This is a genomic window from Bradyrhizobium sp. PMVTL-01 (genome assembly GCF_051861855.1).
GTDB lineage: Bacteria > Pseudomonadota > Alphaproteobacteria > Rhizobiales > Xanthobacteraceae > Bradyrhizobium.
Window position 1 is genome coordinate 4,819,418 of the sequence record NZ_CP193982.1, and the last position, 20,606, is coordinate 4,840,023.

At 65.3% G+C, this 20,606-nt stretch carries 12 protein-coding genes and 1 pseudogene; 6 read left to right on the top strand and 7 right to left on the bottom strand.

Going from position 1 to position 20,606, the window contains the following annotated elements; translation table 11 throughout:
- The first annotated feature begins 41 nt into the window (after positions 1-41).
- The 3 genes and pseudogenes from ACRQ5Q_RS23440 to ACRQ5Q_RS23450 all read left to right on the top strand — a co-directional run.
- A complete protein-coding gene (locus ACRQ5Q_RS23440) occupies positions 42-1,313 on the top strand; it encodes an MFS transporter (protein ID WP_439392463.1) in 1,272 nt (423 codons plus the stop codon).
- A 219-nt stretch (positions 1,314-1,532) separates the two neighbouring features.
- Positions 1,533-1,976: a DoxX family protein gene (locus ACRQ5Q_RS23445; RefSeq protein WP_439375254.1), complete on the top strand. Its 444-nt coding sequence runs from the start codon at positions 1,533-1,535 to the stop codon at positions 1,974-1,976.
- 225 nt (positions 1,977-2,201) lie between these two features.
- Positions 2,202-2,366, top strand: a pseudogene (locus ACRQ5Q_RS23450) (methyl-accepting chemotaxis protein); the annotation flags it as partial.
- A 54-nt stretch (positions 2,367-2,420) separates the two neighbouring features.
- Here the strand turns inward: ACRQ5Q_RS23450 and ACRQ5Q_RS23455 are convergent.
- Positions 2,421-6,242: a YhdP family protein gene (locus ACRQ5Q_RS23455; RefSeq protein ID WP_439375253.1), complete on the bottom strand. Its 3,822-nt coding sequence runs from the start codon at positions 6,240-6,242 to the stop codon at positions 2,421-2,423.
- 195 nt (positions 6,243-6,437) lie between these two features.
- Between ACRQ5Q_RS23455 and ACRQ5Q_RS23460 the strand changes: the two genes are divergently transcribed.
- Together ACRQ5Q_RS23460 and ACRQ5Q_RS23465 are read left to right on the top strand one after the other, a co-directional pair.
- A complete protein-coding gene (locus ACRQ5Q_RS23460; RefSeq protein ID WP_439392464.1) occupies positions 6,438-7,133 on the top strand; it encodes a peroxiredoxin in 696 nt (231 codons plus the stop codon).
- Between the two features lie 100 nt (positions 7,134-7,233).
- On the top strand, positions 7,234-8,601 hold the full coding sequence (locus ACRQ5Q_RS23465; protein WP_439375251.1) for a peptidoglycan DD-metalloendopeptidase family protein: 1,368 nt from the start codon (positions 7,234-7,236) through the stop codon (positions 8,599-8,601).
- Between the two features lie 20 nt (positions 8,602-8,621).
- Here ACRQ5Q_RS23465 and ACRQ5Q_RS23470 read toward each other — a convergent pair whose 3' ends face one another.
- From ACRQ5Q_RS23470 to ACRQ5Q_RS23495, 6 genes are all read right to left on the bottom strand, one after another.
- Positions 8,622-9,857, bottom strand: coding sequence for an ABC transporter substrate-binding protein (locus ACRQ5Q_RS23470; protein WP_439375250.1), 1,236 nt, complete (start codon positions 9,855-9,857; stop codon positions 8,622-8,624).
- Between the two features lie 167 nt (positions 9,858-10,024).
- On the bottom strand, positions 10,025-10,441 hold the full coding sequence (locus ACRQ5Q_RS23475; protein ID WP_439375249.1) for a hypothetical protein: 417 nt from the start codon (positions 10,439-10,441) through the stop codon (positions 10,025-10,027).
- 87 nt (positions 10,442-10,528) lie between these two features.
- The gene (locus tag ACRQ5Q_RS23480) at positions 10,529-11,401 is read right to left on the bottom strand and encodes an NAD(P)-dependent oxidoreductase (protein WP_439392465.1); all 873 of its coding nucleotides are present in this window, start codon (positions 11,399-11,401) and stop codon (positions 10,529-10,531) included.
- A 2-nt stretch (positions 11,402-11,403) separates the two neighbouring features.
- Positions 11,404-12,535, bottom strand: a protein-coding gene (gene prfB, locus ACRQ5Q_RS23485; RefSeq protein WP_439375247.1) for a peptide chain release factor 2 whose coding sequence is annotated in 2 segments (ribosomal slippage) — positions 11,404-12,465 and positions 12,467-12,535 — 1,131 coding nt in all. Because the reading frame shifts where the segments join, the coding sequence is not laid out codon by codon here.
- 109 nt (positions 12,536-12,644) lie between these two features.
- A complete protein-coding gene (locus tag ACRQ5Q_RS23490) occupies positions 12,645-15,155 on the bottom strand; it encodes a penicillin-binding protein 1A (protein WP_439375246.1) in 2,511 nt (836 codons plus the stop codon).
- Between the two features lie 316 nt (positions 15,156-15,471).
- Positions 15,472-16,767 (bottom strand): N-acetylmuramoyl-L-alanine amidase, encoded by a 1,296-nt coding sequence (locus tag ACRQ5Q_RS23495; protein ID WP_439392466.1) that lies wholly within the window; start codon positions 16,765-16,767, stop codon positions 15,472-15,474.
- 702 nt (positions 16,768-17,469) lie between these two features.
- Here ACRQ5Q_RS23495 and ACRQ5Q_RS23500 point away from each other — a divergent pair.
- A complete protein-coding gene (locus ACRQ5Q_RS23500) occupies positions 17,470-20,568 on the top strand; it encodes an Rne/Rng family ribonuclease (protein WP_439392467.1) in 3,099 nt (1,032 codons plus the stop codon).
- Positions 20,569-20,606 lie beyond the last annotated feature (38 nt).

Sequence of the window (20,606 nt, forward strand, 5' to 3'; positions counted from 1 at the left end):
ATGCTTGTCAGGGCGCGCCGATGCGCGCTCCCTGACGGGCAATGGACCAGAACACGCCCAAGGAAACGAACAGGGAAGCGTCCAAGAACGATGTCGCGGCGACACCGCAAGGCGCCGTGCGCATCGCGCTCACCGTGCTCGCACTCTGCTTCACGCTGGCCGTGCTCGGACGGGGGCTCGGCGACAGCTTCACGGTGTTCCTGAAGCCGATCTCGGAAAGCTTTGGCTGGGACCGCGCGCAGATCGTCTCGGTCTACTCGCTCACCTGGCTCGCGAGCGGCCTCACCGCTCCCTTCGTCGGACGCCTGTTTGATCATTCCGGACCGCGCATCGTCTATGCGCTCGGCCTGCTGCTGCTCGGCGCGGCCTTCCTGGTCGCGGCGCACGCGCAGCAGCTGTGGCAATTCCAGCTCTCGATCGGCCTCTGCGTCGGCATCGGCATCGCGTTCATCGGCATCGTGCCGAACTCGATCCTCCTCGGTCGCTGGTTCGGGCCACGGCTGCCGACCGCGATGTCGGTGGTGTATTCGGCGATGGGCGGCGGCGTGCTGGCGCTGTTGCCGGCCTCGCAGCTACTGATCGATCACGTCGGCTGGCGCGACACCTACCAGCTGTTCGGCTTCGCCGCATTGGGCCTGCTGTTGCCGCTGCTGCTGCTGCCGTGGCGCCTGTTCGCGGCGGGCTCGCCGCATGTCGTCAAGAAGACCGATCCTGATTTCGTCGACACCGGCTGGACGCTGCTCGGCGCGATGCGCCACCACGCCTTCTGGGCCCTGTTCTCGACCTTCTTCTTCACCGCCGTCGGCATGTATGCCATTGCCGCGCAAATCGTGGCCTATCTGATCGACGCCGGCTTTCCGCCGCTCCAGGCCGCGACCGCCTGGGGTTTTTCCGGCGTCGTGCTGGTCTTCGGCATGCTCGGTGTGTCTGCGCTCGACGGCCTGATCGGGCGCCGGCCCTCGGTGCTGCTCAGCTACGCGATCTCGATCCTTGGCATCGTGCTGCTGTGGCTGTTGCAGTATTCGCCGAACATTCTCCTGCTCACGGGGTTCGTCGTCTGCTTCGGCAGCATGATGGGCTCGCGCGGCCCGCTGATCAGCGCGACGGCGATGCGGATCTTCCAGGGCAAGCGCGTCGGCACCATCTACGGCACGATCTCGATCGGCAGCGGCCTCGGTTCGGCGTTCGGCTCCTGGAGCGGCGGCCTGATCCACGACGCAACCCATGGCTACAACGCGCTGCTGGCCTTCGCACTTGCGAGCGTGATCCTCGGGATGATTCCCTTCCTGATTGCGCCCGCTCTGCGGCGCTAGGTATCTCATGGGTAACCTGATCGCATTCCTGTCACCGGAAAATTACGGGTGGGACCGGCACGAATGCGCGCAAAAAATGCCGATTGCACGCGGCTGAAATCCCAGCCTGCGGTGTTTTGTCCGACATGACAAAAATGTCAGCATGAAATTCATCCTGGGTGGCTTGCGAGGAGGAACCGAATGCAGTCCAAGTCGCTACATTGGATAGAGGGCAAACCGATGGACTTTTCTTTTCTCTCTCGCTTTCAACCGGCTCTTCTGAGCCTGTTTCGCTTCATCACCGGCCTCTTGCTGTTCCAGTACGGCATCGCCAAGCTGTTCAAGTTCCCGCCCGTGCCGATGTTCGCAAAAGTCGAACTGATGTCACTCTACGGCGCGGCCGGGACGCTCGAATTGGTGCTCGGCGGGCTGCTGATGATCGGCCTGTTCTCGCGCCTGGCCGCTTTCATCCTCTCGGGTGAAATGGCCTTCGCCTACTTCATGGGCCACATGTTCAAGGGCGAAGCGCCGGTGCTCCTGCCGCTGCTCAATGGCGGCACCGCCGCGATCCTGTTCTGCTTCGCCTGCCTCTACCTGTCGGCCGCCGGCGGCGGACCGATCAGCGTCGATGCCGTGATCGGCAAGGAGAGCGGCGCAGCCGGCGGCGCGTTCGCGCGGCGCTGAGGCACCCCCGGATCACTTCGCAAGCAACACGGCACCGGCGGGTGCGCCGGTGCCGCATCAACGCGCCCCCAGCACGTTCCAGATGAGAACGAGGGCCGCAACGAGCAGCACGAACATGATGATGCGATGAACGAATCGATTCATTGCGGGTCCGGCCCTGCTCCGTAGCTACCAGAATCCAACATCGATTTCCGGGCAGTCCGCAGCGGCGGGCGCAAGAACGCGGCGACCAAGGAGGTGACCACCAATATCGGCGGCGTCTCCACCGCCGCCAACGAGGCCGGCAACGCCGCTGGCATGGTGGTTGCGCCAGCCTCCAATCTCTCCAAGCAGGCCGGGCAGCTTTCCGGCGAAGTCGGGACCTTCCTGAAGGGCGCGCATGCGGCGTAGACGGCGGGCGCTGGAGGCTCCGCAGCGTCATTCCGCGCGGGCGCTGGAGCCCCGCTACTGCCGCCGCGCGAGGCTGCAGCCGCTCGACAGCTGACGCGTCGAGCCGGTCGAGCCATCGTTGGACTGCGACGGGAATTCCTCGAACGGCGAGGTCTGCTTGCCGGTGTTGAACTCGAAGATCTTGCGGAACAGACCAGGTGCCATCGCCGAGATCGGGTTGACGCGCATCACGGGCGCGGCCGGCGTGCCGACGACCTCGTAGGTGACGCCGATCAGGCCCTCATTGTTGCCGCCGCCAAGGAAGATGCCGAACAGCGGGATCTGGCCGAAGATGTTGTTGACCCCATACATCGGCACGAAGGTGCCGCTCATGCACACCTGGTTGCCGGGATAGTCGATCGACCCTTCGATGGTGGCGCCGATCATCGGGCCCTTGACCACGCCGTCGCGGATCGTGAGCGCGCCGTTCTGCCGCGTGAACTCGGCGCGGAGCGCACTGAAGGAGACGCCGTTGCCGTTTCCGTTCGGCGCGCCGGCGGCGACGCGCTCGAGCTGCGCCTCGCCCTTGACGGTGAAGTCGCGCACGCTGATCAGGCCCTCGCGCGAGGTGTTCGGCTCCGACGTCGGCGGCTCCATCGCAACCACCATCTGACCGCCGACCGCCTTGGTGTAGGTGTCGGTGAAGCGGAGCAGCGAGCCGGCATCGTTGGTCTGCAGGTAGATCACTTCCCGGTTGCCCTGGGCGCGGCCACCGCGCAGATCAGCCGCAATGGGCGTGTCGCGGCCGATCTTGCCGCTCAGCGTGAAGGCCTTGATGGCACCGCTGCGCTTCGACATCTTGGCATCGACGCTGCGCATCGCCTCGCCGTTGAAGCCGGCGACCGCACCGAGCTTCACGTCGATGTCGAAATCGACGTTCTTCAGCTTGCTCTTGTCGTCCTTGGAATTGCCCGAGATCGCCGACTTCAGAAAGCCGCGGCCGTCGAACACGTCCCCGCGCACGGTGCCGCGCACCACGCCATCCTGGCCGCGCTCGACCTTCAACGACGCCTTGTCACCGTCGGACGGCGCGTAGGTCGGGAAGTTCGCGCTCACGAGGTCGCCATTCGGATCGAGCTCGAGCGAGCCCTTGATCGAGGCGCCGCTGCCTTCGATGACGATGTCCTCGAAGCGGGTTGATTGCGCCGTCGGCACCACCTTGAAGCTGGCCTTGCCGGACTTGCCCGGCAGCTTGACCCAGCCGGGCAGGATGTTGTCGAGCTTGACCGAGGTCAGGTCGGCCTCGACGCCGAGCTTCGTCGTCTGCTCCGGACCGCCGGCGATCTTGCCAGACACCTTGATCGGCAACGAGCCGCTGACGGCGGGGCTGAGATCGAAGCCGAGGCGCGCGCGACTCGCATCGTCCAGCGTCGCCTGCAATCGGACGTCGGCATCGCCCTCGGCCGGCTTGCGGTAGTCGAGCGAGGCGGCCTGCCCGTTGATCTTGACGTCGCCCTTGACCTGGTAGCCCTGGTTATTGGCGAGGATCTTCAGATTGTTGGCCTCGAGCTTCTGGTTCATCACCAGCTTGTCCGCGGCAAAGCCGTTGAGATCGGCGGTGACGGCGTAGGTCGTGTCGGACTTGGTCAGTTCGCCCTTGACCGGCATGCCGAGCTGGATGTTCGCCGAGAACGTGCCCTTGCTGGTGTTGGGATCGACGACGGTCGCCGAGAGATCACTCAGCCGATCGTTCGAAAGCATTTCGGCCGCCGCAGGCACGGGACCGTCGACGCGGAACCTGGTGCGCGAGGGCGACGGCTTGGGCGCCATGTCAGGCACCTCGAAGGTGAAGTCGGAGATCGTGATCTTGCGACCGGCCGGCGTGTCGGCGATGCCCTGGCCGATATTCACCGTCGCCGTGCGCCCGGTCACGCGTGCCTTGAGGTCGGCATCGTGCACGACAGGCATGCCGTCCACGGGGCGCACCGCGACGCCGCTCGCGACGATATTGACCGAGAGGCCGTCGTCCGGGATCGGCGGCCCCTTGCGCGGAAGGTTCCTGGTCGGTGAATTGATGCCGATCTCGATGCGCTGGAGCGTGCCGCGCTCGATCCGCTCGATCACCCATTCGCGCAATTCGGGGACGATCAGCGTCGGCCACATCCGCTTGAGCGCGGAGGCCGACATCGGCGTTCCCGCAAAGCCGAGCGTGAGCCGCGGCTCGCCCGAATAGTCGATGGCGCCGGTGCCGGCGACGCCGATCTCGCCATTGGAGACGTCGGCCTGCGTCAGCAGCATGCGCTTGTGGTCGGTGTCGAAGCGGAAGCCGATCGCGATGCGGTTGAAGACCAGCGGCGGCTCGTTGTCGATGCCGCCGAGCAGGATCGATCCGCCGCTGAAGCCGAGCTGCCAGTCGTTGATGTTGCCGTTGGGCGGCTCGAGATGGGCCAGAAGCGTCAGACGGTTGGCACCGGAGAGGATCTTGAAAGGTGCGACCAGCACCCGCCGATTGGCATCCCACTCGACGTTGATCTCGGCGGAATCGATCGCCATCGGATAGTCGGGCGTGTCGGTATCGATGATGTTGCCCGCGCCCACAGCGATCTTGCCGCGGAAGAAGGTGGGCACGCCGTCGCGGCCGAGCTCGCCCTTGAGCTCGCCGGTCAACGGCAGGTCGGCGGTATAGGTGAGATCCTTCACCCGCAGTGCCAGCAGGATGTTGGAGGTCGAGACCTTGTCGGCCTTGATGTCGACCGAACGCACGCCATTCTCGGCCGGGCCGATCGTGGCGCGCAGCATCCAGGGCCGCGCGCCCTCCTCGCCGAGGCTGAGCGCGACGCCGCCGTGGCTCGGCCGGCGCAAGCTCAGCGTGATGTTCTCAAAGCTCCATTTGCTGCCGCGCTGCTGATCGTCGACGATCAGATTGCCGTTCTTCAGGCCGATCTCGTTGAGGTTCTGACCGTCGAGGCCGGTCATGCTCAGACTGTCGAGCCAGTCGAGGCCCTGGAGAATGCCGCTCGGCGCGCTCGCCTGAGGCGCGGCTTGCGATGCGGCTTGAGACGGCTCCTGGCCCGCAGGCGCGGTGGCGAATGGCGGCGGCGGAACGCCGTTGCGCGGGAATGTCGGCGGCAGGCCCGCATCCTTCTTGGAGGCAACGCCCGTTGCCAGCGGTTTTGCGGTGTCGCCGGCCGAGACCGTGACGGTGCCGTCGGGGGCGATGCGGATCGCGAGTTCGGCGTCGACCAGGTTGAGGCTTTCCGCGCGCAGGTGCCCCATCAGCAGGCCCGCGCCCGACAGCCTCACCTCGGCCTTCGGCGCGCTGGCGACGATCGCATGGTCGCGGTCGCGCACGATGATGTCGCGGATGCGCACGGCAATGCGGACCCGCCCGGCGCGCTCGATCTGGGTGCCGCCGACCTCGACCGTGTTGCCGTGGCCGATGTTGTCCTCGATGGCGGCGGCAAGCCAGGGCGTCGCGATATCGAGGTTGATGGGTCCCGCGCCGAGCCGCCACCACAGCGCACCGAAACAGCCGACAAAGATGACGATGAGGGCGCCAACCACCAGGGCCAGCCGCTTCAGCCAGCGGCCGCCGCCGAGCCATCGGCGCAGCGAGCCGAAGCCGTCATCAAAGCGATGGAAGCCCGAATGGGAACGCGACAACAGCCGGCGCGCCCGATGGCCCGCCGCCGCTTCCTGATCCGGATCCCAGTCGGCTTCGTCCCATTCCTGCGGCTGTTGTTGAACGCCGCGCCGATCGAAATCCCGATTGTAGTCCTGTGGCGACGTATTCCTTGCCATTGCCTCTCGATACAGGCGCCCATCGTGGGATTGCGCGCCGCCGGGACCGCAGCCGTCCACGGGACGCGAAGACCCCTGCGCCGGCACTGCCGCCATACCTCGAATATTCCTGCTGTTCGTCATTTCGCCCCGGGAGCGCGTTCAACGAGCAGTGGGGTGGTGCGTGGAATTCCTTGTAACCATACTCCGGTGTCATCAGACTTGCCCAGCCAAGGGCGCGATTCCGGCACACCGGACGAGACCTGCAATACCGCTTCGGTTGACCCGCCGAAAGCGTCGAAAGGAAGGCGTATGTCCAAGAAATCCCGAAAGAAATCGTCCAAAACGCCCTCCGGCAGTCCGACAGCTAAAAAGAAGGCCCCCAAAACCAGGGCAACGACTCAAACAAAGACCGCGAAAACACAGCGGCCACCGGCCAGCAAATCAATCGCGACCATCGCAAAGACAGCATTGCACGAGGCCGCATCGAAACAGTTAAAATCCTCCAAATCAGCACGGTCTACGGCGAAGCCGGTCCTGACCGAAGGGCAGAAGGCTCCCCCCTTCCGCCTGCGCCGCGATGGCGGCGGCGTGGCGACACTGTCCGACTATGCCGGCCAGAAGCTCGTCCTGTTCTTCTATCCGCGCGCCGACACGCCCGGCTGCACCCGGGAGGCCATCGACTTCACCCGGCTTGCAGGCGCCTTCGCCGACGCCGGGACCGCCGTGCTCGGCGTCTCCGCGGATTCGTTAAAGGCCCAGGAGAAGTTCCGCGACAAGCACGGGCTCGGCGTTCCCCTGATCTCGGACGAGAGGCACGAGATGCTGGAGGCGTATGGCGCCTGGGGCAAAAAGTCCATGTACGGCAGGAGCTTCCTCGGGATTCTTCGCACCACGGTACTGGTCGGGAGCGATGGCAAGGTGGCGCGGATCTGGCGCAATGTCCGGGTCGACGGCCACGCCGATCAGGTGCTGGAAGCGGCAAGAAGTCTGCAACCAGCCCGTTAAGTTCTCGTGGTTCCGTTTCCGGAAAATTAACCATGACGAGCCCAGATTGCTGCGGCAATTAAGCCGCAAGGAACCCATCCGACCGGCGCCGGGAGTGCCGATGTCGAAAAGTTCTGCCCAATATTCGCAGTACCCCCAGCATCACCCCCACGACCACGGACGGGCGTTCCACCGGCGTCCCGTCACGGTTGCAGCGGCCGCCGCGATTACCCTTCCCGACGTCGACGACGCCTACACCATCGTCCATCACGGCAAGCAGGTTCGCCTCGGTCCGGTCGTGTTCTGGATCGTCGTCGGCACGATCGTTTTGCTCGGACTGTGGTCGGCCGCGACCGCCACCTATTTCGCCTTCCGGGACGACGTCCTGACCCGGCTGATCGCCCGCCAGGCCGAGATGCAGTACGCCTATGAGGACCGCATCGCCGAGCTGCGCGCCAAGGTCGACCGCGCCACCAGCCGCCAGCTGCTCGACCAGGAGCAGTTCGACCAGAAGCTCGACCAGATCATGAAGCGCCAGACGGCGCTGGAGTCCCGGGCAACGGCGCTGGGCGCCATGCCTGACGTGACCGGATCGATTCCCCGTACGGCTCCTCAGCGCAGCGATGCCGGCCAGAGCGCGACGCAGGGCACGCCAAAGCCGTCGCCGATCAGCGACACCGTGATCTTCGTGGCACCGCCGGATCGTGAAGCCCGCCTCGAATCGCGCGCACCTGCCGTGCTGGCTCCGCCGACCAGCCAATTCGCCAAGAACCAGGGTTTTGACAATGTCCTGGTCCGGCTCACCACCTCGCTCGACCAGGTCGAGCGGCGCCAGATGGCGGCGCTCAGTGCGGTCGAGGAAGGCATGGATTCGCGCATGCGCCGGATGCGCGGCGTCGTCAGCGATCTCGGTCTCAATCTCGCCAGTCTCGAAGCCGCCGTGCCGCGCAGCGCGATGGGTGGACCGTTCGTCCCGGTCAAGCTGACGGCCAGTGCCGGACCGTTCGAGAAGCAGCTCAACCGCATCAACACGACCCGCGCCGAACTGGACCGGCTCAATCGCACCTTGGCGCTGGTGCCCTATCGCAAGCCCGTCATCGGCGAGGTCGAGTTCACCTCCGGCTTCGGCGTGCGCAGCGACCCCTTCCTGGGACGGCCCGCGATGCACACCGGCCTCGACTTCCGCGCCGCGACCGGCGATCCCGTCCGCGTTACCGCCTATGGCAAGGTGGTCTCGGCCGGCTGGTCCGGCGGCTACGGCCGCATGGTCGAGGTCGATCACGGCAACGGGCTGTCGACCCGCTATGGCCACCTCTCCGAGATCAGCGTCAAGGTCGGCGAGATCGTGAAGATCGGCCAGGTCGTCGGTCTCGTCGGCTCGACCGGCCGCTCCACCGGTCCGCATCTGCACTACGAGACCCGCATCGACGGCGAAGCCGTCGACCCGCAGAAGTTCTTGCGCGCGGGCGTGCGCCTCAGCGCGGGCTAAGCCCGCGCACCCAGCCGTGACTACTGGCTGCGCTCGTGGCCGACCTCGCCGGTGATGACGTCGCCGAACAGCTCCCAAGCCTGCCCGTTGAAGCGCATCAGCTGCATCTGCTCGATCGGGAAATAGTCGTCGGGCGAGGTGTTGACCATGATGCCCGGCAGCATCAGGTCGGTATGGAAGTTCTTCAGGTTTGCGGCCTGCTTCATGACGTTCTCGCGGGTGAGATTGTCACCACACTGCTTCAGCACCTGCACCATCGCCTCGGCCTGGACGTAGCCATAAATGTTGTTGGCGTTGGCCTTGTCGCCGTCAGGATAATACTTGTCCATGAACCCACGCCATTTCACCACGGCCGGGTCCTTGTCCCAGGTCGGATCAGTCGGGTCTTTCAAATAGACCGTCGAAATGATGTCCTTGGCGTATTCGAGCCCGGCGGGCCTGAGCACCGAGGCGACCGAGGTCGCGGTGTTGGCCAGAAAGAATTTCGGCTTCCAGCCGAGTTCGCCGACTTTCCGGATCGCCTGCGCCGAGCCTTTCGGCGCGGCCCATGAGAAGAAGATGTCGGCGCCGGAATCGTGCAGGGCCACGATCTGCGAGTCGATCGAGGGGTCGCTGACCTCGTAGGACTTGTCGGCGATGATCATGTTCGCCTTGTCGCCGAGCCCGTCCTTCAGGCCCTTGAACTGGTCCTTGCCGGCATCGTCGTTCTGCCAGAACACCGCGATCTTGCCGTTCGGAAAATTGTCGCGGATGTACTTTGCGTAGATCCGCCCCTCGCTCTGGTAATTGGGCTGGAAGCCCATGGTCCAGGGGAAGTTCTTGGGGTCGCCGAACTTGGTGCCGCCGGAGGCGACGAAGAGCTGCGGCACCTTCTTCGCATTCATGTATTTCATGATCGCGGAATTCGAGGGCGTGCCGAGCGCCTGGAAGATCAACAAAACATCGTCGCTCTCGACCAGCTTGCGCGCCTGCTCGATCGCCTTCGGCGGCGAATAGGCGTCGTCATAGCTGATGAAATTGATCTTGCGCCCGTTGATGCCGCCCTGGTCGTTGATCATCTTGAAGAAGGCGGCCTCGGTCTTGCCGATCACGCCATAGGAGGACGCCGGCCCGCTATAGGGCATGATGTTGCCGATCTTGATTTCGGTGTCGGAGGCGCCCGGGTCATATCTCTTCTGCGCCACGGCCGATGTCGCCGCGAGCGCTCCGGCAACAAGGATGGCGAGGGCAGCGAGATTCTTGCGACGACCCGGCATTGGTCTCTCCCCTGTTTTGTAGTCTTGTTTTGTCGGGAGTGTCGCAAGGAGACTCGTGGCTGGCAAGCACCACGATTTTCCGCGGGGTGAAACGTTGCTACGGAACTTACGCAACGCGACGCGGCAAGCCGGGCGCGGCCGAATCGGCGGAAGTTGAGCCGCTCGCCTCAGTTGGCAGGCAGCTTGCGGATCAGCGCATTTTCCGGAACGGGCTCGAAAGTCCAGGCTTCAGCGAGGCACTCAAATGTCTCATCGCGAAAATAGAACAGGAAGTGACGCCACTCCGTTGAAATCGCGCTTATGCCCTTCCAATCTACCGGGTCCAGCGCATGCGGGTCTGGACCGGCAATCTCGTAAAACTCACCCCAAGCAGGTGCCAAATTACTGTAACGGCATTGCCCGCGCCACCATCCCTCATCGTTGGTTGCTCCAAGCCGACACCGTCCGCAATTCACGAAACGAAGGATGCCTTGGTCATCTTCGGCAAAGGATTTGAAGCGAAAAGGATTCAACAAGAACCGGAGAAGCACATCGTGGCCTGATACACTCACGCGCGGCAACGGAGCATTCGGCTCCGCATTCACTCCTCGTTCAGTTTCCGAAATTCCAGTCCCCTCGACATATCGCCTCACAATGAGCGATCAATTTCAGCGACGTCGGCAGCTCATCGCCTATTTCGGCCGCGACACCAGCTCGATCATCCTGCCTTCATCGTCATCCGGCATCGCCGCTTTGGCATGCGCGTAGGCCTCGACCGCGGCACGTGCGACCAGCGGCTTGCCGGCCAGGAGGCTCTCGGCGAGCTTGACGGCATAGGCGGCATCCTTGTGCCGCAGCGCTGCGGTGAAGGTCGCGCCGGAAAAATCGCGGGCGACCATGCGCTTGGAATGACGCTGCACCTGCGGGCTTGCGGCGACGCCCGCCTGGATCGATTCCAGCACCAGGTTCATGTCGAGCCCGGCCTGCTCGGCGATCGCGAGCCCTTCCGCAAGGCCGGCGATCTGGATCGCCCCCATCAGATTGTTGATGAGCTTATAGACCGTGCCGGAGCCGACCGCACCGAAATGGCGGATGGTCGAACCGATCGGTTCGAGGAACGGGCGTGCACGTTCGAGATCGGCGGTGTCGGCGCCGACCAGCAGCGTCAGCTTTCCGGCGGCCGCCGCATCCGGCAGACCCGTCACGGGACAATCGATGTAGATCAGCCCACGCGCATTGAGGTCGCTGCCCATCTCGCGGGCGTGGTCATAGGAGACGGTGGAGCATTCGATTGCGATGGTGCCGGCCTTCGCCGTCTTGACCGCGCCCATCGGCCCGAGCCAGACCGCGCGCGAGGCCTCGTCGTCGGCAACCATGGTCACGACCGCGTCGGCATCGATCGCAGCATCTTCCGGCGAGGTCGCCCAAAGCGCGCCGCGCGCGATCAGGTCCTCTGCCTTGGCCTTGCTACGATTCCACAGCGTCACAGTAAAACCGGCATCGAGATAGCGGCCGGCCATGCCGCGGCCCATCCGCCCAAGCCCGATGAAGGCGACGCGTGTCATCGCTAGTCCACGTCCTCGACGTCGCCCGCGGTCGTGCCGAAGGCGCGCTGCGCCAGAGTCGCGGCCATGAACTCGTCGAGCTCGCCGTTGAGCACGCCCGACGTGTCGGAGGTCTGCACACCCGTGCGCAGATCCTTCACCATCTGGTAGGGTTGCAGCACGTAGGAGCGGATCTGGTGGCCCCAGCCGATGTCGGTCTTGGCGGCCTGGTCGGCGGCGGCCTTCTCCTCGCGCTTCTTCAACTCGATCTCGTAGAGGCGCGCGCGCAGCATGTCCCAGGCCTGGGCCCGGTTCTTGTGCTGCGACCGGCCGGCCTGGCAGACCACGGCGACGCCGGTCGGGATGTGCGTCAGGCGCACCGCGGATTCGGTCTTGTTGACGTGCTGGCCGCCGGCGCCGCCCGAACGCATGGTGTCGGTGCGAACGTCGGATTCCTTGATGTCGATCTTGATGCTGTCGTCGATGACGGGGAAGACCTGCACGCTCGAGAACGAGGTGTGCCGCCGCGCGTTGGAATCGAACGGCGAGATGCGCACCAGCCGATGCACGCCGGCTTCCGTCTTCAGCCAGCCATAGGCGTTGTGGCCGGAGACCTGGATGGTCGCCGACTTGATGCCGGCTTCTTCGCCCTCGGACTCTTCGAGGTACTCGACCTTGAAGCCGTGCGTTTCGGCCCAGCGCGTGTACATGCGCAAGAGCATCTGCGCCCAGTCCTGGCTCTCGGTGCCGCCGGCACCGGCATGGACTTCGAGATAGGAATCGAAGCGGTCGGCTTCACCGGACAGCAGCGCCTCGAGCTCGCGCCGCGCGACTTCCTTCTTCAGGTTCTTCAGCGCAGCTTCGGCTTCGGCAACGACGCCGTCATCGCCCTCGGCCTCGCCGAGCTCGATCATGCCGATGTCGTCTTCGAGCTCCTGCTCGACCTTGCCGATGCCCGAGAGCGAATCCTCGAGCGCGGTGCGCTCCTGCATGAGCTTCTGGGCCTTCTGGGGATCGTTCCAGAGGTTGGGATCTTCTGCGAGCTTGTTCAGCTCAGCGAGGCGTGCCGTCGATTTCTCGACGTCAAAGATGCCTCCTCAGCAGCCCGACTGACTGCTTGATCTCTTCTACCAACCGTTCGATCTCGGCGCGCATGTCATTCTCTGGTCTCGCGGAATTGGTCCGCGTTCGATTTGCAACGGGGATGTAGCGGCGGCGGCGCGAAAGCGCAACCGGCCCCCTCGCCGGTATCAGGCGTTATCCGCTACCACAGCCCGCCGGTGCCCGGTCGTATCAGGAAGCCGGAATCCGGCTGCTGCTGCTGCGAGGCCGGCATGCCGCCGCGTGCGTCGGCGTCGGCGACCCCGATAACTGCATAGTTGTCCGGTGGCGCCGTGCCCGGCTTGAAGGCCTCCAGAATCGTTCCGCCGGTCTCGCCAGGGCCGGCGCGCATGCCGGTCTTGGCGACGACCCGCACCAGCTTGATGCCGGCCGGCACCTTGAACGGCACGGCGGGCTTGTCGGCAAGCGCCAGCTTGAGGAAATCACGCACGATTGGCGCGGCGAGATGGCCGCCGGTCGCCGCATTGCCTCTGCCGAGCGGACGCGGCTTGTCATAGCCCATATAGACCGCGACCGCGATGTCCGGCGAGTAGCCGACGAACCAGGCATCCTTGGCCTCGTTGGTGGTGCCGGTCTTGCCCGCAATCGGCTTGCCCACTTCCTTGAGCACTGTGGCCGTGCCGGCCTGGACCACGCCTTCCAACAGCTCCGTGATCTGGTAGGCGGTCATGGAATCCAGCACCTGCTCGCGGCGGTCGATCAGCTGCGGCTCGGGCTGGTTCTTCCAGCCCCCCGGCGCGTCGCAGCCGCGGCATTCGCGCTGGTCGTGCTTGTAGATGGTGTGGCCGTAGCGGTCCTGGATACGGTCGATCAGGGTCGGCTTCACGCGGCGGCCGCCATTGGCGAGCATCGAATAGGCCGTGACCATCCGCATCGCGGTGGTCTCGCCGGCGCCCAGGGAGTACGACAGGTAATTGGGCAGCTCGTCATAAACGCCGAAACGCCTGGCATACTCGCCAATCAACGGCATCCCGATGTCCTGGGCAAGCCGCACCGTCACGGTGTTACGCGACAGTCGAAGCGCATTACGCAGCGTCATCGGACCATTGTATTTGCCGGCATCAAAATTCTCCGGCCGCCACACGCCGGCGCCTTGGCCCTGGTCGATTTCGATCGGCGCGTCGAGCACGACCGTCGAAGGCGTGTAGCCGTTGTCGAGCGCGGCCGAATAGACGATCGGCTTGAACGACGAACCCGGCTGCCGGTAGGCCTGCGTCGCGCGGTTGAACTGGCTCTGGTCGAACGAGAAGCCGCCGACCATTGCGAGCACGCGGCCGGTCCAGGGATCCATCACCGCCATCGCGCCGGAGACTTCGGGGATCTGGCGCAGCCGGTACTGGCCTTCGACCGGCTGTCCTTCCTTGCTGTAGAGCGGGTCGGCATAGATCACGTCGCCCGGCGCAAGCACCTGCGCCACTGAGGTCGGCGTCTTGCCCTTGGCGTTGCCCTGCGCCGCCCTCGCCCAGCGCACGCCGTCGAGGGTGACGAGGCCGGTCTCGCGCTGCTTGCTGACGGCACCGCCGAGCTCGCGGCTCGGCTGGAAGCCGATGCGCGCCGACTGGTCGCTGGTCTCCAGCACCACCGCCATCCGCCACGGGGAAATGTCGGACAGCGACTTGATCTCGGCGAGCTTCACGCCCCAATCGCCGGAGACATCGAGCTTGCTTATGGCGCCGCGATAGCCCTGCTGCTCGTCATAGTTCACGAGGCCCGAGACCATGGTCTTGCGCGCCATGACCTGGATCTTCGGATCGAGCGTGGTGCGGACCGACAGACCACCCTCGTACAGCTTCTTCTCGCCGTAGCGCTCGAAGATGTCGCGGCGGACCTCCTCGGCGAAATATTCGCCGGCGAAGGTGTGGGCGCCGCCCGAACGGTTGGTGACGGCCAGCGGCTCCTTGCGCGCCTTCTCGGCGTCGGCCTGCTTGATCCAGCCATTCTCCAGGAGACGGTCGATGACGTAGTTGCGTCGCTCGACGGCGCGGTCGCGGTTGCGCACCGGATGCAGCGTCGCCGGCATCTTCGGCAGCGCCGCCAGATAGGACGCTTCCGCCACGGTCAGCTCGTTCACCGACTTGTCGAAATAGACCAGCGAGGCGGCCGCAATGCCGTAGGCCCCGAGGCCCAGATAGATTTCGTTCAGGTACAGCTCGAGGATCTTGTCCTTGGAATAGGTCTTCTCGATCCGCATCGCCAGCAAGGCTTCCTTGATCTTGCGCGCGAAGGAGACCTCGTTGGTCAGCAGGAAGTTCTTGGCGACCTGCTGGGTGATCGTGGAAGCGCCCTGCGGACGGCGGTTGGAGCCGAAGTTCTGCAGATAGAGCACGCCCGCGCGCGCCATGCCGGTGTAGTCGATGCCGCCGTGCTCGTAGAAATTCTTGTCCTCGGCCGCGAGAAAGGCGTTGATCACGAGCTTCGGCACCGCCTGGATCGGCAGATACAGCCGCCGCTCCTTGGCGTACTCGCCGAGCAGCGAACCGTCGACAGCGTGCACACGCGTCATCACCGGCGGCTCGTAATCCTGAAGCTGAGAGTAGTCCGGCAAGTCCTTGGAGAAATGCCAGATCAGGCCTGCCACGGCCCCGACACCGACAAGGAACACCACTGTTCCCGCGGCGAACAGGAAGCCCATGAACCGCACCAGCAAGCGCATTATGTGTTTATCCGTTCAAACTCTGGATCAGCCCAGTATCAGCCCCGTTGGACCTAAAAACTGGCGCCCCAAACTGGCGCCAACCTCACGTCGCGAATGCACCGGCCTACGCAATCACATCAAGCTGGGCCTAAAGACGCTTGCCGAGCGGGATTCTCTCCGATTCCGGGGCCCCTCGGCATTTTTATAAAGCGTCCGCTGTGGCCAAACTAGGGCCTTTGCGGCGGGACGGAAAAACCCTTCTTCTTCAATTCGACGCTCCCCCGGTCGTCAATTTGATGATCCCGGGGTCGTCAATCGACGATCCCCCGGGCCGTCAATTTGATGATCCGGCAGTCGCCAGCCGTTTGGCTAGGAACCCGTCGATCGCCTGGGCCATCGAGCCCACGGCCTTGGACCGCCAGCCCTCGGACACCAGGTGCTCGAGGTCGCCCTTGTTGGAGACGTAGCCGATCTCGACCAGCACCGAGGGCACGTCAGGGGCCTTCAGCACTCGGAAACCGGCCGATTTCAGCGGATGCTTGTGCATCCGTACCGTGGACTTCATTTCGGCCATCAGCAAATGGGCAAAACGGTTTGAAAACGTACGGGTTTCTCGCTGAGTCAGGTCGATCAGGATGTCGGCGACATCGGTCGGCTCCTCCGCGAGGTTGAAGCCGGCGATCGCGTCCGCGCGGTTTTCCGCGTCGGCCAGACGCTGGGCTTCGGCGTCGGAGGCCTTGTCGGACAGCGTATAGATGGTGGCCCCCTGCGCATCGCCCTCGGCCCGCGGCAGCGCATCGGCATGGATCGAGACGAACAGCGCGGCCTTGAGGTTGCGTGCGACTTTGACCCGGTCATTGAGCGGGATGAAGGTGTCGTCGTCCCGCGTCATCACCACGCGGTACTTGCCGGCCTTGTCCAGCCGGTCGCGCAGCGCCCGGGCAAAGGCCAGCACCAGGTTTTTCTCGCTCTCGCCGCTGGACTGCGTGCCGTTGTCGATGCCGCCATGGCCGGGATCGATCACGACGACGGGCCGGCCGTCGGCCTTCTGCTGCACCGTCTCCGGGGCCGCCGCGGGGGCAACGGTTGCGGGCGGCGCGTCGGCGACCGTAGGCCGCAGTTCGGGGCGGTTCTCCGGGGCGAGCGACTGCACGAAGGCCGCGCGGTCGATCTCCTCCAGCTCGAGCACGAGCCGGGCGGGCTGGCCGTTGGCCGCCTCGACAACATAGGAGTTGGCGATTTTAGCCGGCCCGGCCAGGTCGAACACGATTCGCGAGCCGCCAGGCATGACCAGCCCGTAGCGGAAGGCCTTGACCAGACCCCGTCCCGCCGTCCCGGTGCCCGCGGGGAGCCGAAAATTGACCTGCGGGACGTCCACCACCACCCGGTAGGGGTCGGCGAGCGTCACGGCGCGGAACGTCACGGTCTGGTCGATGTCGAGGATGAAGCGGGTCTGCTTGCCGTCACCAGCCAGCCGGGCGCCTGAGGCGATTGGAAAATTTCCTGCCGCAGCAGCGGATTGCGACCGGCTCTCCGCCGCGCTCAGACGCGAGAAATCGGCATACGGCAATGCCGCAACGCAAAACAGCGCGCATCCCAGCAAGATCCTTTGTTTTGCGCGGCTCGCCACCGATTTCCGTGCCTCCGAGCAGCTTTTTAACGCAATAGAACCACAGGGTTAACCGATCCTTAATGACGTCGTCGCGAAACTCGCGGACTGTGACCGCCGTGCGACGCTCCCTTGCACCAATGGTCCATTCCTCGTATGTACGGAATGCTGACGGCCGATATTTCCGGTTGTGTCGCATTCAGCCTCCCGGTGCAGCGCCGGAGCTCCCAAGATTTGGGAATTCCAGCGTTTTCCGTTCCCCTCTAAGACCAGCGCGGTGCGCGGCAGCGAGGCGGAGCGGGCCAAGCCCCGGCGGCGGACAGTTCCCGGTTACCACGTTTCCGGGACGGTTCTGACAGCGACGTAACCCATTACCCGCTCCCTTGATCCAAAGGGGACGGTTCGTGATCCCCAAGGGCGAGCGCGCTCGCGCCATGCCTGGCCAGCAGCAACTGATCGAGGGGCGGCCCCGCCGCCCAATGTTTCATACGGGCCGACGCTTGATGCGCCAGACTGTGCCGACGAACTCTGAAGGACCATTCGCGACGCTGCGGAGTGACAATCCCGCGCGCCGCCTTGGTCCTGAAGCTTCCGGTTCGGCAAGGCGCGAAAGAGGGCGTTTCGGCCTTCCCCTCACCCCCGAATCAGGTGGACCGTCGCGTCACCCGGCAGCGCACATCGCGCCCACGGTCGATCGCGCCCGCCGCCGCCAAGAGTTAAGAGATGCCCAACAAGATGTTGATCGATGCCACCCACCCGGAAGAGACCCGGGTCGTCGTGGTCCGCGGCAATCGCGTCGAAGAGTTTGATTTCGAGACTGCGCAACGCAAGCAACTGCGCGGAAACATCTATCTCGCCAAGGTGACAAGGGTCGAACCCTCGCTCCAGGCCGCCTTCGTCGAATATGGCGGCAACCGCCACGGCTTCCTCGCCTTCAGCGAAATCCATCCCGACTACTACCAGATCCCGGTCGCCGACCGGCAGGCGCTGATCGAGGCCGAGGAACAGGCCCATCGCGAAGCCGAGGAAGAGAGCGAGAACCGTTCCCACGGCCGCCGCCGCTCGCGCCACCGCAACGCCCGCCGCCGCGGTCACGGCGAACGCGTGCGCAGCGAGATCGTCGAAGGTCTCGACGCCGGCGCCGATCCCGCCGCCCAGCCGGTCGAGGGCGCGCCGCAGCCGGACTACACCGAAGGCGCTCCGCTCGAAGGCGAGCAATTGCACACAGAGGCGGAGCAGCACGGCGGGCACGATCACCACGAACACGCTCACGACGATCACGAGCATGACGACCATCACCACGCCCATGACGATCACCCTCACGATCGTGACGACCATGGTCATGACCGCGAACACGATCATCACGACCGTGATCATGCCGACGAGACGCCCGCGCCCGTCGCCGCGGTTGGTGCAGAACCCGTCGTGGCGAGCGAGCCCGTTGCCGAGCCGCGGGAGACCCAGACCGTCGAAGCGCACGTCTTCGAAGCGCATGCCGAGGCTCTCGCCGAAGCCGTGACGTCGGCCACCGAGCCGGCCGAGGCCGTCTACGCCGCCGGCGAGAGCGTTGAAGCGCCGCATGAGGCCGGCCAAGCCGGTGAAGAAGAGGACGACGAGGACGAGGACGGCGAGGAAGCCGAAGAGGAAGTCGTCGAATCCGTCGGCGGCGACGACGTGCTGGAGGAAGTGCCGGAGCGCACCTTCCGTCCGCGCCGCCAGTACAAGATCCAGGAAGTCATCAAGCGGCGCCAGGTGATGCTGGTGCAGGTCGTCAAGGAAGAACGCGGCAACAAGGGCGCGGCGCTGACGACCTATCTCTCGCTCGCCGGCCGTTACGCCGTCTTGATGCCCAACACCGCACGTGGAGGCGGCATCAGCCGCAAGATCACAAGCGCGCAGGACCGCTCGCGCCTCAAGGAAGTGGTGCAGGATCTCGACGTGCCCGAGGGCATGGGCATCATCCTGCGCACCGCAGGCGCCTCCCGCACCAAGCCGGAGATCAAGCGCGATTTCGAATATCTGATCCGGATGTGGGAGACGGTGCGTGACCTGACGCTGAAGTCGCAGGCCCCGACCCTCGTCTACGAGGAAGGCTCGCTGATCAAGCGTTCGCTGCGCGACCTCTACAACAAGGAGATCGACGAGATCCAGGTTGCCGGCGAAGCCGGCTACCGCGAAGCGCGCGACTTCATGAAGATGCTGATGCCCGCCAATGTCAGCGCGGTGAAGCAGTATCGCGACGGCCAGCCGCTGTTCTCGCGGATGGGCGTCGAAAGCCAGCTCGATGCGATGTTCTCGCCGACCGTGCAGTTGCGCTCCGGCGGCTATGTCGTGATCAACCAGACCGAGGCGCTGGTCTCGATCGACGTCAACTCGGGACGATCGACCCGCGAGCACCATATCGAGGACACCGCGCTCAAGACCAATCTGGAGGCGGCCGAAGAGGTCGCCCGCCAGCTCCGCCTGCGCGACCTTGCCGGCCTGATCGTCATCGACTTCATCGACATGGACGAGAAGCGCAACAACCGTGCGGTCGAGCGCAAGCTGTCCGACTGCCTGCGCCAGGATCGCGCGCGCATCCAGGTCGGCCGCATCTCGCATTTCGGCCTGCTCGAGATGTCGCGCCAGCGCATCCGCGCCAGCGTGCTCGAGAGCTCGACCGATCCCTGCCCGCATTGCGGCGGCACCGGCCATGTCCGCTCGGTGTCCTCGGTGGCGCTGCAGCTCTTGCGCGGCCTCGAAGAGATCCTGATGAAGGGCGCGACCCACAACCTCGTGGTCCGCACCCGCACCGACGTCGCGCTCTATGTGCTGAACCACAAGCGCGGCCATCTGCGCGATCTCGAGAACGGCTTCAAGGTCACGCTGTCTGTCATCGCCGACCCCAGCGTCAGCGGTCCGCAGGCCTACGTCATCGATCGCGGCGAGCAGGTGCATACGCTCGAAGCCGCCAAGGCGCTGCTCGCGGCGCAGGCTGCTGCGAGCCCGCCGCCGCTGGCTGAAGAAGCCTATGACGACGAGGAGTTCGATCCGGAGCTGGAATCCGAGATCGAAACCGAGGAGACCGAAGGTCTCACTGAAGAGCAGGCTGGCGAAGCGGCCTCGGAGCAGGACGGTCAGCGCCGCAAGCGCCGCCGTCGCCGGCGCGGCCGCGGTGGCCAGCGCGATGGCGAACTGCGCGAGGATAGCGCGCCCACGCTTCCCGAGCCGGCCATGGCAGCCGGCGAAGGCGAGGAGGATGCCGAGTCCGAGCAGGACGGTGAGGAAGGCGAGGAGCAGGCCGCCCGTGGCGAGCAGCAGGGCAGCGGCGAGCGCCGGCGCCGGCGTGGTCGCCGTGGTGGACGCCGTCGTCGCGGCGGAAGCGAAGAAGGTCTGGCAGGCTCCATCAGCGACGAGCTCGCGGCGAGTGCGCCGCCGGAAGCCAGCGATGCGGTCGCCGATTTCGACGGCGCCAGCGGCGAGGCAGCACCTTCGATCGCGCAGGCCGAACACAGCGCCGAGCCACAAGTCGCTCAACAGTTCGCCCAGCCCGAGCCCCGCGCCGAGGTGCAGGCTGAGGCACCCGCGCAGCCCGAGCCGGCTCCTGCCGTCGCGGAAGAAGAGCCCGCCGACGACAAGTCCGCGCGGCGGCGCTCCACGGTCCGCGAAAAGGTGAGCTTCCTGCTCAGCAACCCGAGTGAGCCGGCTGCGCCGGTTGCGGAGGCGCCGCAGCCGGTCGCCCCGCCGGCAGCACCTGAGCCCACGCCTGAAGCGGCCAGCGAGACGCCGGCTGCCCCACGACGCGCCGGCTGGTGGTCCCGCCGCTTCGGCGGCGGCGAGTAGGCCCCATACAGGCGCCCAATAAAAAACGCCCGGCCAAG